At 44.5% G+C, this 12937-nt stretch carries 14 protein-coding genes; 8 read left to right on the top strand and 6 right to left on the bottom strand.

Translation table 11 applies throughout. The features are described from left to right. The first annotated feature begins 4 nt into the window (after nucleotides 1-4). The gene (gene eat / locus R7Z77_RS00810; protein ID WP_005373969.1) at nucleotides 5-1408 is read left to right on the top strand and encodes an ethanolamine permease; all 1404 of its coding nucleotides are present in this window, start codon (nucleotides 5-7) and stop codon (nucleotides 1406-1408) included. A 187-nt stretch (nucleotides 1409-1595) separates the two neighbouring features. Then, the gene (locus R7Z77_RS00815; protein ID WP_213967460.1) at nucleotides 1596-2651 is read left to right on the top strand and encodes an NAD(P)H-dependent flavin oxidoreductase; all 1056 of its coding nucleotides are present in this window, start codon (nucleotides 1596-1598) and stop codon (nucleotides 2649-2651) included. Nucleotides 2652-2689: 38 nt separating this feature from the next. On the opposite strand, the gene R7Z77_RS00820 is transcribed toward R7Z77_RS00815, so the two are convergent. Beyond that, nucleotides 2690-3169 (bottom strand): peptide-methionine (S)-S-oxide reductase, encoded by a 480-nt coding sequence (locus R7Z77_RS00820; protein WP_054701515.1) that lies wholly within the window; start codon nucleotides 3167-3169, stop codon nucleotides 2690-2692. 217 nt (nucleotides 3170-3386) lie between these two features. Between R7Z77_RS00820 and R7Z77_RS00825 the strand changes: the two genes are divergently transcribed. Beyond that, nucleotides 3387-4127 carry a DNA-binding transcriptional regulator YciT gene (locus R7Z77_RS00825; RefSeq protein WP_017635127.1) on the top strand — a complete coding sequence of 247 codons (741 nt, stop codon included), beginning with the start codon at nucleotides 3387-3389 and terminating at the stop codon, nucleotides 4125-4127. On the opposite strand, the gene R7Z77_RS00830 is transcribed toward R7Z77_RS00825, so the two are convergent. The 4 genes from R7Z77_RS00830 to R7Z77_RS00845 all read right to left on the bottom strand — a co-directional run bounded on the left by R7Z77_RS00830 (nucleotide 4128) and on the right by R7Z77_RS00845 (nucleotide 6973). Continuing rightward, a complete protein-coding gene (locus R7Z77_RS00830; protein ID WP_005373960.1) occupies nucleotides 4128-5021 on the bottom strand; it encodes a DMT family transporter in 894 nt (297 codons plus the stop codon). A 154-nt stretch (nucleotides 5022-5175) separates the two neighbouring features. Further along, nucleotides 5176-5532 (bottom strand): VOC family protein, encoded by a 357-nt coding sequence (locus R7Z77_RS00835; RefSeq protein WP_025768007.1) that lies wholly within the window; start codon nucleotides 5530-5532, stop codon nucleotides 5176-5178. 29 nt (nucleotides 5533-5561) lie between these two features. Further along, nucleotides 5562-6215 (bottom strand): isochorismatase family protein, encoded by a 654-nt coding sequence (locus R7Z77_RS00840; protein ID WP_053307171.1) that lies wholly within the window; start codon nucleotides 6213-6215, stop codon nucleotides 5562-5564. A gap of 32 nt (nucleotides 6216-6247) precedes the next feature. Further along, nucleotides 6248-6973 (bottom strand): NUDIX domain-containing protein, encoded by a 726-nt coding sequence (locus R7Z77_RS00845; RefSeq protein WP_005373953.1) that lies wholly within the window; start codon nucleotides 6971-6973, stop codon nucleotides 6248-6250. A 298-nt stretch (nucleotides 6974-7271) separates the two neighbouring features. Here R7Z77_RS00845 and pncB point away from each other — a divergent pair, with 298 nt between their 5' ends. From pncB to R7Z77_RS00865, 4 genes are all read left to right on the top strand, one after another. Beyond that, nucleotides 7272-8582: a nicotinate phosphoribosyltransferase gene (gene pncB / locus R7Z77_RS00850; protein WP_021035923.1), complete on the top strand. Its 1311-nt coding sequence runs from the start codon at nucleotides 7272-7274 to the stop codon at nucleotides 8580-8582. Nucleotides 8583-8902: 320 nt separating this feature from the next. After that, nucleotides 8903-9262 carry a hypothetical protein gene (locus R7Z77_RS00855; RefSeq protein ID WP_017819785.1) on the top strand — a complete coding sequence of 120 codons (360 nt, stop codon included), beginning with the start codon at nucleotides 8903-8905 and terminating at the stop codon, nucleotides 9260-9262. Nucleotides 9263-9476: 214 nt separating this feature from the next. After that, entirely contained in the window at nucleotides 9477-9995 is a 519-nt protein-coding gene (locus R7Z77_RS00860; protein ID WP_053307172.1) for a glycine zipper 2TM domain-containing protein, read from the top strand. 170 nt (nucleotides 9996-10165) lie between these two features. Further along, the gene (locus tag R7Z77_RS00865) at nucleotides 10166-10945 is read left to right on the top strand and encodes a methyltransferase domain-containing protein (RefSeq protein WP_033906303.1); all 780 of its coding nucleotides are present in this window, start codon (nucleotides 10166-10168) and stop codon (nucleotides 10943-10945) included. 63 nt (nucleotides 10946-11008) lie between these two features. On the opposite strand, the gene R7Z77_RS00870 is transcribed toward R7Z77_RS00865, so the two are convergent. Next, nucleotides 11009-11890 (bottom strand): DMT family transporter, encoded by an 882-nt coding sequence (locus tag R7Z77_RS00870; protein WP_005373940.1) that lies wholly within the window; start codon nucleotides 11888-11890, stop codon nucleotides 11009-11011. A gap of 93 nt (nucleotides 11891-11983) precedes the next feature. On the opposite strand from R7Z77_RS00870, the gene R7Z77_RS00875 reads away from it, so the two are divergent. Next, nucleotides 11984-12868, top strand: coding sequence for a LysR family transcriptional regulator (locus tag R7Z77_RS00875; protein ID WP_005387224.1), 885 nt, complete (start codon nucleotides 11984-11986; stop codon nucleotides 12866-12868). Nucleotides 12869-12937: the final 69 nt, after the last annotated feature.

Below are 12937 nucleotides of genomic sequence, written 5' to 3' on the forward strand. Positions count from 1 at the left end.
TACTATGTCTAAACATCAGGAGTACTTGGCCAAAAGGCAGCTAAAAAGAGGCACCGCAGGTTGGATTTTACTTGCTGGCTTAGGTGTCTCGTATGTTATATCTGGTGACTTTGCTGGTTGGAACTTTGGCATCGCTCAAGCAGGATGGGGAGGCTTTCTTATTGCTGCTATCGCGATGGCAGTAATGTATTTCACGCTAGTATTGTCTTTAGCTGAAATGTCTGCGGCTATTCCTGCTGCAGGTGGTGGTTACAGCTTCGCAAGACAGGCGATGGGGCCGACAGGTGGCTTTTTCACTGGCTTATCAGTTTTGATTGAATATGCGCTCGCGCCTGCTGCGATAGTGATTTTTATTGGCTCGGCAGTGAATGAATTGGTTGGTATCGATGGTCCTGTTGTTTACGCACTTTTCTACGCCGTCTTTATCGCTATTCATATGGCAGGGGTTGGCGAAGCTCTCAAAGTAATGATGGTCATCAGCGGTTTGGCTGTGCTAGCTATTCTCATTACTGCTGCTGTGCTTATTGGTCACTTTGACGTTAATAACTTATTCGATATTGCTCCGGCGACGGCTCAGGCAACAGAAATCTTGCCGTTTGGGTGGTATGGCGTATGGGCTGCGTTGCCATTTGCAATGTGGTTGTTTCTTGCGGTTGAAGGTGTGCCTTTAGCGGCAGAGGAGGCAAAAAATCCGGCAAAAGATGTTCCCAAAGGCATCATTGGTGCGATGCTGTTTTTATTGCTAACCGCAACTCTCGTAGTCGTCCTTTTGGCTGGTGCGGTTGGCTCAAAGGTCATAGGCGATAGCGCGGTGCCATTAGTTGACGCCCTAAAGCTTACGGGCAATTCAACGGTAGCAATGGCCGTGAACTTACTTGGATTGGCTGGCCTTATCGCTTCTTTCTTTTCAATCATTTATGGTTACAGTCGCTTGGTGTTTGCGCTTTCCCGCGCGGGTTATTTACCGCAAACTTTGTCATTAACCAGTGACAAAAAAGTGCCTTCTCGTGCGCTTTTGGTTCCGGGCGTTTTTGGGTTCTTGGTTTCACTTACGGGTGAGGGGGACTTAATCTTGGCGATGGCTGTTGTCGGTGCGACTGTATCGTACGCATTAATGTCCTTGAGCCATATTTTATTGCGAATTAAACAGCCGGAATTAACTCGTCCATATAAAACGCCTGGTGGGATAATTACTTCGAGTATTTCTCTGGTGCTTTCTTTGATCGCAATGACAGGTGTTTATGCTTTTGATCCCTCAGCCTTTTTCATGACAATGGGATTGTTTCTTATCGGTGGTGTTTATTATGGGTTATACAGCCGCAACAAATTGGTGGCAGCAACCGCCGAGGAAGAGTTTGCCATGCTGTCTGTGGCAGAGCTAGAGCTTGAATCAGATGTCGTACGATAGTCACTTTGATTCTTTTTATTCAGCATATTAAGGGAGCCATAGGCTCCCTTTGTCATTTCTATCAAAAGTGCATAGCGCACAAATGCATCACTTTAACTTTATAAGCGGTTAATCATGTGAAAGTCTAGTCTGGATAACGATGGCGCAGATCCATCACAGGTAAAGGTTAAGTTTTCAAGGAAAGATCATGATAAACAAGGTATTTAATACACTTTTGGGAACAGAGTTACCGATTATTCAAGCGCCAATGGCCGGTGTGCAAGACAGCCAAATGACCATCGCCGTCAGTAATGTTGGCGGGCTTGGCTCGTTACCTTGTGGAATGCTGAACAAAGACGCCATCGTAAAAGAACTTCAACTTATCAAGCAGGCAACTAACCGACCGTTTAACCTCAATTTCTTTTGCCATGAAATGCCGGAGTATGACGCCAACAAGCACGAAAAGTGGCAAAAAACGCTGCAACCGTATTTTTCCGAGGTTGATGCAACCGTTCAGGTTCAGCCAAACGCTCCGACAAGGATGCCTTTCAATCATGATATTGCTGACGCGATTGAACCATTTGCACCGCCAGTGATAAGTTTCCACTTTGGTTTGCCAGACGATTATTTGTTAGCTCGAATTAGAGGGTGGGGAGGGAAGATCCTTTCGTCAGCGACCACGGTGGACGAAGCACTTTGGCTAGAAGCAAAAGGCGTTGACGGTATTATCGCCCAAGGCTTGGAGGCTGGTGGACACCGAGGTATGTTTTTATCGGATGATTTAACTACTCAATTAAGTTTGATGGCGTTATTACCACAAATCGCCAAACGGGTGAATTTGCCCGTTATTGCTGCAGGCGGAATCGCTGATAGAAGTGGGGTGGAAGCCGCGTTGAGATTAGGAGCGAGTGCCGTTCAAGTTGGCAGCGTCTATTTGTTGTGTGATGAGGCGAAAACATCGTCTTTACATCGATATGCCATTGCCAGTGAACGCGCGCAACATACCGCTGTGACCAATGTTTTCTCGGGCCGACCAGCGAGAGGCATTGTGAATCGCGCGATGTCGGAGCTAGGCTACATCAGTGAGTTTGCGCCGAAATTCCCATACGCCTCCATTGAAATGGCTCAACTAAGAGCGCTGATGGAAAAGCAAAACCGAGATGAATTCACTCCGTTGTGGTGCGGACAAAACTCGTCGGGTTGTAAAGAAATATCGGCGGCAGAAATGACATTGTCATTAGTGGAAGGCATCGATTTAAACTGATGTGCGTCTTGCCTTTTAAAGCGATGCTGACTGAATGGTTACGAGTTATCCCTGTATTTATGTAGTAAATCTAATGGGATGTGGCAGTAATCATTCGGAAAGTTTGTGAGTCTGTCTTGGTGCTCATCATCACTTGGCACATAATTTGTGAGTGGCAGTACTTCTACGGCGATCTTGTCGGCGTCCGGTCGTGCTGCGATAAACGCTTTCGCGATGGTGAGATGCTGTTCGTTTTGGCTATAAACACCAGTACGGTACTTCTCACCAACGTCTTCACCTTGCTTGTTAACGCTGTAAGGGTCGATTATCTCAAACAAATACCCCATTAAAGTTTCAACCGAAACTTGCTCAGGGTCGAACTGGGTTTTCACGCACTCTGCGTAGCCATCGTATTCGGATTGAGTGTTATCCGTTGTGCCATTTGCTCGCCCGGCTTCTGTGTTGATTACGCCCGGAAGGTGGCGCATAAATTCTTGCACGCCCCAAAGGCAACCGCCTGCGAAGTAAATTTCTTCCATTACTTTTATCCTAGTCTTTACCGTTGTTGGGATGTAGGGAGCTAACCCCTCTTCTTCCATCCCATTTTCGTTGCCCTATTATCTGTTGATGGGAGCGATATTCGCAAGGTGCAGCTTGGCTAATCAGACCACGCGTTTTTTCCTTTTTACTTTCAAGTTCTTTTCATATGAAACATCAGGTGAGTATACTGTAAGCTCATCAATAAGGAGCGAATCTGTGAACCCAAGACAAAATGAAATCCTGCAATTAGTGAACGACCGTAAACGCGTTCAAGTCACGGAGCTTTCTGACATCATTGGCGTGTCGGGCGTGACCATCAGACAGGATTTGAACTTTCTGGAGCAACAGGGCTACCTAAAGCGCGTTCACGGCGCAGCTACCGCGTTGCAAAGTGATGACATTGATGCCCGCCTAGAAGTACGTTTCGATATTAAACAATCGCTCGCAAACCAAGCTGCGGATTTGGTCGCACCGAATGAGACAGTGCTGATTGAAGGAGGCAGTGCCAATGCGTTGTTGGCTCGGACATTGGCTGAGCGCGGCGATGTGACCATTATTACGCCATCGGCGTATATCGCCCATCTCATCCGTAACACTTCTGCCAACATTATCTTGCTTGGTGGCGTGTATCAGCACCAAGGCGAGAGCTTGGTCGGACCGCTGACTAAGTTGTGTATTGAGAACATTCATTTCAGCACGGCCTTCTTGGGTATTGACGGCTTCCATCAAGACACTGGCTTTACTAGCCGCGACATGATGCGCGCTGAGATTGCAGAAACCATCATTGCGAAAAAAAGGCGCAATATTGTTCTAACGGATTCTAGTAAATTTGGGCAAATTTATCCCTCATCAATTGGTAAGACTGACGAAATATCAGTGCTGCTGACTGACAAAGCCGCTCCGAAAAGCGACCTTGAACAAATCAAAAAGCGAGGTGTGGAAGTTATATTAGGCTGATTAAGCCACGCTTCGTTTTCTCTTCGCGAGCATTGCTGTTGGGGAGAAACCGGTGACTAGCATAGTGCCGCTAAGCACTAGAATTGTTCCTATGATGGTGTTAGAGCCGACGGGCTCATCTAGCACCAAGTAGCCCCATAAGATACCAAAAACAGGAACAAGAAAAGTGACAGTCAGTGCTGACGCTGGGCCGATATCAGAAACTAAGCGGAAATAGAGCAAATAAGCGAACCCTGTGCATACAACGCCGAGCGTGACAACAGAGCTCCATTCGAAATGACTTGGCTCTGCACGCATTGGTAAGAATGGTAGCAGCGGCAGTACCCAAATAACCGCCGCCCACATACTGCCGTGAGCATTGTCAAAAGCAGGTACTTGTGGCGCATTTTTAGTGTAGTTGGTAGCAATGCCATAGCTGAAAGAAGCCATCAAACTGGCGGCAATAGGGAGCATGGCTTCTTCACCTATGGTTGAAGTATCTAAGCCGACCAAGACTGCAACGCCTCCTATGCCTATTAGCATACCGAGAACAGATTTCGCTGTGAGTGGGCTGCGGTACCAAACAAAGCCAACTAGTGCTCCCCATATTGGGGCGGTTGAGTTCAATATTGCTAAAGTTGATGCATTCAGTGTCTGGGCTGCGTACGCAAAGAGTAAAAATGGAACTGCGCTATTGAATAAGCCAATAATAAAGAAGTGTTTAGTATGCGCAGTTAACGTGAGTTTCTTCTTCAAATATACGGCGATCAATAACAAAGCGACGGCGGCAAATGTAACTCGAAATTCGATTAAGTAAGCCGGCCCGAATGTGTTGGCGGCGACTCGCATAAACAGAAACGAGCCACCCCAAATAGCAGCGAGGCAGAGTAAGCGAAAAAAACTGACGGCAGTCATTTGACATCCTTGGTCGAGGTCTAGCGCCTCATCGATTAATTGTTGCGCTAACAGTGAATTAAACCAAGGATGAGGTCAACCAGAAATGTAATGCCAGTTCCGGATCTGGCTAGCTTGGGCTCACGTTGATGGTGTGTTGTTGATTTGTGATGACTTAATGGCTCTCTGACCATACTGCGAATTCATTTCCACTCGGTTCAGTGAAGTGGAATCGACAGCCGCCGGGGAATTCGAAAATAGGGCGGATAACTTTTCCACCATGCAGCTCTACTTTTGTCTGAGTGGCCTGAATGTCTGAGCTATAAAATACTAAAAGTGCGCCACCATTTGCGGTTTGGTTTATAAACTCAGATTTGAAGAATCCGCCATCCAACCCTTGTCCTGAAAATGCAGAATATTCTGGACCATAATCGGTAAAGCTCCAGTCAAAAGCACGCTCAAAAAATTGTTTGGTCGCACTGACATTAGTGGAACCAAATTCAACGTAATTCAATTTTTCATGTTGATGCATGGTGAAATCCTTCTCGGTTACTATCGTTTCTAGGCGAACTTTTCTACGATGATGTCGTCCGCTTTTTCGACAAATAATGCGCCATTATCTCTGAGCTCTGTCAGCACATTCTCTACATTATCAGGCAGCACCGCACGAGTTGAAGCAAGATTAACTACCACATTGTAGCCAAGTTCCAGCGCTTGCATGACGGATTTTTTCACGCAAAAGTCTAAGGCAAGGCCACCGATAACTAAGGTATCAATCCCGTTGAACTTTAGAAATTCATGCGCGCCTGTCGTTTTGGTGTCGGCAATATCATGGAAAAAAATACCGTAAGGGTGTGCGTCAGGATCCATACCTTTATTAACTTGAAAATCATAGTCCAACACGGGTGGTAAGCCATCTAGCAGCTCAGAACCTGTTGTGCCAAGCACACAGTGACGGTTCCACTTTATATCCACATTCGGTAAACCAACGGGCTCAAGCATATTGGATGGCGATTCTGCATCCCACTTTGCTTTTGGTGGGTGTAAGTCACGACTGACCAGTTTTAATCGGCCTTTGGCATGATTGTTCAAAAGTTCCGGTACGATTTCCAACGCACCTGCAACGGGCAGTTCATCTGGACATAACTCACTAAAGCCTTTCTCTGGATCAACGTCGATCACTGCTGTAGTTTGATAGTTTACTCGAACAGTCATGGCAGACTCCTTGTCTGTCTGATTGTCTGCGTTTATCCACGCAAACAGTTTTGAAAAAAGGTTACTTCGTCGCTAGTCAGCGTATATACCATTGCGGGTTTTCCACCTTTGCCTTTGTTGGTTGAAGCGACTTTATTAGTGGGTTTTAGTACGCCTGAATCTATCAAGCGGCGCTTAATCGTCATTCGGCTGATATCAATACCAAACTCTTGATAAGCAGAAATGATGTCCGCAACCAAAAACTCTTTGTCTAATGCAAACAAAAGAACCGATGTGTATTCAATGGATGCACGAAGCTTTTGCCACGCTTTTTCAATGGTTTTTTGATGATCAAATGCGAGGGTTTCTTCTCCATTGAGAATAGCCTGTAGCGAAAACCATTTAAGTTGGCATTCCGGTACACCTGCATTATTTATTTGCTCTACATTGTTACGATCGACTAAGGCGTAGTGCGTAATGTTTAAGCTCCAGTCTTCTGGATCGCGCTTTGGATCACCGTCGATAAACGCTTCGCTAAAATGGCGAGGGTAGGTATGGATTTTCTCACGGCAAATTCGGCGACGCGCCGCTTCAAAGTTTTCATCGGCCGGGCGTCCGCCTTCACTGGTTAAGTCTTTATCAAAGACAAATCCGCCCGGTAGTGCCCAGACTCCATGGTATGGCCGATTTGGATTTGAACGTTTAATCAACAACACTTCCAATCCCTTATCGGCACAGCCAGATAGCCTGAATGGAATAATGTCGACAGATACGATCATGGTTGGGTCCTAATATTGATTTGTAAGTAATCTAGCGCATAACAAGTGGTCAATCAATGGGTAAGTAACGAGTTGTTAGAAACGTTTTCGGTAGTGTTCTTAATACGGTTTGAGCATAAATTTACGGATGACTCTGACTTATTCACAATGCTTGTTCGAATTCTAGACAAAAAAACCTTATAAAAATGAGTGGTTAGTAACAAAAGTTGACAAACTATAGATGGGTGTTTATTGTTTACGCAAATTAGTTAGTAACAAAAAGTTATATACCCAGGAAGGGCATGTAGAAGGGCACCTAATGACCACCAAACTATTTTCTTCCCGCATCATTCAAAGCGCTTTGGATTTCGATGTCTACAAAGTCAATATGATGAGTGCTGTAACAGCGCTTTACCCTGATGCGATGGTGTCATATAAGTTTATCGTGCGCAGTGAGGAAGACCTTTCTGAGCTTTTGCCTGAGGTAAAAGCCGAAGTCCTTAAACTGCAAGATATTCAATTTACGCAAGAAGAAATTGAATATATTAAGCGTGTCGCGCCTTACCTGAATCCTGACTTTGTTGATGCACTGCGCCATTTCCGTTTCAACCCACAAAGCGATGTCTCTTTCCATAACAAAGCCATGGCTGATGGCTCAAGCCAGTTAAGAATTACTATTAACGGTTTGTGGCGAGATACCATCTTGTACGAAACGATCATCATGAGCATCGTGTCTGAAGTTCGTAGCCGTCAGCGTTGGTCAGATATCCCTGTTGTGCAATTTACCACTGTTTTAGAAGAGAAAGTTCGGCACCTAAAGTCGGAACTAAAACGTCGTAACATCACTAACTTTAAATTTTCTGACATGTCGACGCGTCGACGTTTTTCCTTCCAAGCTCAGCGCACTATGCTGGAATATTTGTGCCAGGAAGTGCCGGAATGTTTGACAGGAACAAGCAACTATCACTTAGCAAAAGAGCTAAACTTGACGCCTATCGGCACCGTTGCTCATGAATGGTTTATGGGACACCAAGCTCTGGTGAATGTGCGAGATTCGCAAAAAGTGGCGTTGCAACGTTGGCAAAAAATGTTTAATGGTGCACTAGGCATTGCGTTAACCGATACGATTGGTATCGATGCTTTCCTTAAAGACTTTGATGAAGAACTAAGTAACGCGTACTTCGGTGTACGTCACGATAGTGGTTGCCCTTATAGCTGGGGTGAAAAAATGATTGCACACTACCAGTCACTGAATATAGACCCATTAACAAAAACACTGGTGTTTACCGACGGACTTAACTTCGAACAAGCGTTAGATATTTGCGAGTATTTCCAAGGACGTATTCAGGTGAGTTTTGGTATCGGTACTTTTCTTGCCAATGATATGGGTGATTATGTCAATAAAGATGGTGAAGCCTACCAGCCACTTTCTATCGTGATAAAAATGGTCACGTGCAATGGTTCACCGGTCGCCAAAATCAGTGACGAACCTGAGAAAGCCATGTGTGAAGATATCTTCTTTTTGATGAATCTCAAGCGCCGCTTTGAACAACCTCTTGATTTAAATGAGTGTCGTAAAATGATCGATCGTTTAGAAACTGAAGGTCAAAATTATCTCATTGACGCGTAGGCGTTATCCTCTCTCCTTGATAAGCACCCTCTATCGTTACGACAAATTTATATAGGTAAACGTGGAGGGTGATTTCGTTATAGTAATATACAGAAGTAACCAGATACAGCGCAGGAAAGCACTCAAAAGTTGATGTGTTATCTGCCTTTGATTAGTGTAAATCGATACGTTACAGCATCGTGGACGGTGTATCTCATCCGACACTAAACTCAGTCTAATCACGTAGTTTATTCCCACGTACCATGAGCTCACTCGGGTATAGACGTCTATCTGCTTTTATGACTTTGGGCTTCACGTAGTTGCTTGAATCAGGAGTCAAAATGAACCTAGTAGTACATTTGCAAAAGAAAGCGATCCGAAAATATGGCTATGAGATGGCCACTCGCCAAGCATGGAGGTGTGGTATCAAGGCAAATCTTGTAAAGCGCGTGATTGGCCTTTTTAAAGGACAAATTGTTTGTGTGGTTGAAGGTTGCCGAGCAGAGTTTTCTTCTCCTCTTAATAACCCCCTTCACGAAGATGACAAGCAGGGGCGATATGTGTTTGTTGGCGGTGTATGCTGGGAACCAAATAACATTATAGCGCCTGGTTTCCCTGATTTTATGTTTATGCACGTGCGTAATCTAAGCCACCGTCATAAGTATTTAACGGATGACGAACTATTTTTGAGCTTGGCTTAAAAATAAATCTCATAGACTAGTCCAGCCCAATCATAATCAGTAGTGATACAGTTTTAGCTCTGTTGACACGTTGCTGAGTGTTTCTTGACGTATCTTTTATAAAACAGTGTTTCTTTACTTGTTAATGACAGAGGGTTTGTTTTCGTCTGATGTGATTTCCCTTTTGCGATTTACCATAACGCTCATTAAAGCAAACCATACTGGGATGTAAATCATGAATATGAAATCTATCGCAATTGCAATGGCAGTTGTTGCTGTACTAGCAGGCTGTAAAGACAAAACGCCACCAGCTCCAACTCAAGCAAACATTACTTTGGTTGAAGCGGTGACTGAAACGGTGAAAAAGCCGCACCAAGTATGTAAAGACGTGGTAGTAACCGAGCAAGTTGCCCCTGCGGATGACAATAAAATTATTGGTACGGTTGGTGGCGCAGCAGCTGGAGCCGCGCTGGGCAACCAAATCGGTGGTGGCTCAGGTAAAGTGATTGCAACTGCAGCTGGTACGATTGCTGGTGCACTGACAGGTCGTAAGATCCAGGAGAATGTGCAAAAAGGTGATGTAGTAACAACGACGAAAAAACAGTGTCATACAGAATATACGACATCTGATAAAGTAGTGGGTTACGACGTCACTTACGAAGTTTCAGGTGCACCAACGACGGTTCGTTTGGCGAGCAAACCAGCGACAAAAACGTTCCCAATTCAAGATGGTAACGTTGTTCTACCACAATAGTTAGCGACTTAACCGAAGCGATTAACAAGCCCTTTTATCTTTGAGATGAAAGGGCTTTTTCACATACGCGGCGTTTTCATCTGTTTTCCTATTGGAATGTGCGGCCAGAAATACCCGTTAATTTCCGCGTCCGATACAATCACTTTTCTAAAAGTACGAACGGAAAAAACATGGAAGATTTTTACCTGACCGAGCACGGTCTGGCTGGTTATTTCGAAGCTCAATGGTTCGACAAGTTCATTGAGGAGCAACAGATTGAGATGATAACCAGTCGCTCAAAACAAGTCCCACTTTCTTTTTTGTCATCACCTCACTGCTCCCAAGTTGCTGATTTTATTGCGCAGGCGGTAATCGAAAGCAGCGTTCAGCCGTATTCCCTACTTGAGGTTGGGGCGGCGCTGGGAAGAAATTATTATGAGTTAGTGCAACGCTTACCTAACCTTAAAGAAGCGACGCTTGTGGAGCCTTCAAATAGGTTAATGGATGGCTTGAAGCAACTATTAATAGAAGAACAACGCGTCGAGCTTACTTACCTTCACGATGTGAACACCTTAAACACTTTAGAGGTAGAGAATAGAGATATCGTACAGAAATGTGCTCATGTTGATTTGACGCTAATTAACCAGCCTTTTGAGCTCGATACTCTCCAATCTCGCTTTGATTTAGTCGTATGTTTAAATGTGATTGATCAATGTGAGTCGCCACTTAGCGTGATCAATGCTCTAAAAAAAACCACCAAGGTGGGTGGGCTGATCGTTGTCTCTTGCACTTATCAGTGGAACGCGAAACACATCAAAAATAAAGAAGAGGCGGTTGATGATATCAAAGAATACTTTGCTGAAGGCTGGCGTCTAGTGTCGGAAGCCGAGCATGAATATCGCATCCGGTTTAATGATCGCTTTGCAAGGCAGTTTTTATCTCACGTAGTCGCTTACGTAAAAACCGATTAGAGCCACATAAAAAAACCGAGCACTTACGGCTCGGTTTTTTAGTCTTTGGGTTAGAGCACAACTTTAAGTAACGTGCGCTTCTTGTTGCTCTTGCAACTTTTTCTTACGACGTTCTCGTTTAGAAAGCCAAACCAGAGGCACAACAATCATAATGGTTCCTATTGCCATAAATATATCTGGCACTTCTCCAAACCAAATCAATCCCACAAACACGGCACCAATTAAGCCACTGTATTCAGCGCTGGCAATTTTGTTGCTATCGATCGAGCGGTAAGCGATGACACATGTTGCTGCATAAATCATGATGAACAGACTTGAGCCAGCAGCAACAGGGAAAGCACTCCAGTCCCAAGGTTCTGCTTCGATCAGAACAAGCAAGAAGGCTACTGGAATACCTGCCAAGTTTGTCATCAATAATGTTTGCATCACAGACTGATTTTTTGGCAGTTTTCTAATGAGCAAGTTATTGATTGCTAAAGTAATTGCAACAACTAAAGCTGAAATCGCTGCCCAATCGATTTGGTCTGGACGAATGATGACCAATACACCGGCAAAGCCCATTATCGCTGCGGCGACCGATTGCTTAGACAACTGTTCTCCAAAAAAGATTGCTGCAAGCGGCAACATGATTAATGGCGCGGCGTAAAAGATCGCGTTCGCAGTTGCGAGCGGTAAAGATGAGATCGCCAAAACCATGAATATTGCACCAAGTAACCATACGTGAGCGCGAACAGCATGCCACTTAAACCCTTCAAGAAAAGGCGCATTTTTTGTTAGCAAGTAGACTGGCAGCAGGAAAAGCACCGCTGAAATTTGTCGGAAAAAGACAAATTGAAAAATAGGCACTTCATTTCCGACACTTTTAATTAAAGAGTCCGAAAGCACCGCAATGAGATTTCCAACAATTAATAGCAGCATCGCTGCTCCGACCGATGTAACTTTCACTTTTTCCTCTCCTCTTTCTTTGCCAAAGAGTAGGTGATGTCATAGGATGAAGTGAAGTGATATTTATTAGTTTAAGTATGAGATTTTTAGATAATGAAATTGCCACCACTCAGAGCGGTTCACTGTTTTGAATCTGTTGCCAGAAACTCTAGCTTTTCGCTTGCTGCTGAAGAACTCAATGTGACGCAAAGTGCCGTTAGTCACCAGATACGACTATTAGAAGATTATTTGGGTGAATCATTATTTATCCGTCAAGGCAGAAAGCTCTCTTTGTCCGATACGGGCACCCGCTATTTAGAGGATATTAGCCCAGCAATTAGCTCAATTGCGATGGCCAGCCAAAAGGTGCGAGAAGGGGACAAAGGCAGCATACGGTTGGCGATTTATAGCTCGCTTGCCGTAAAGTGGCTTATTCCTCGTTTGTCTGATTTTAAGCGCTTACATCCAGAAATCGATCTGACACTCAATATGGTCGTTGGTGATCCTGAACAGACAGACAGCGTTGGCGATTGTTTTATCACGGTAGAAAAGCCAAAGCGAAACTACATGTCGGTAAAGTTATACGCGGAGACGCTGTATCCGGTCTGCAGCCATAAAATTTGGAAAGAGTTGCAAGATCAACCGATTCCAGAAGCGCTTTGGCGATACCCTATTTTGTCGACAGACTCAATTTATCGTGAGAGAGGAAAAGACTGGGCTGAGTGGTGCAGAGCGGGCGGTTACACCTTGCCGAAAGATGTCGATGTTCAACATTTTAGTCATATGTTGTTGGCAATTGAGGCGGCGCGTTATGACCAAGGCATCGCATTTGCGAATGATTTTATGCTTAATGAAAGAGATAAAGCGCACGATTTGGTGTATATCCCTTCTCATGGATTGGAAACCGGCGACAGCTTTTATTTTATTCATAAAAAGAGTCGAGCCAAGCAAGCGGAAATCATCAAACTCACTAACTGGTTGAAGCAGCAATGCTTGTGAAATGACTAAATTGTCAAAATTAAGAAAGAAAGTGGCAAAGTTGTGTCTAAATATTTCATGTTTTATTGA

This window comes from Vibrio sp. 1401 (assembly GCF_033340295.1).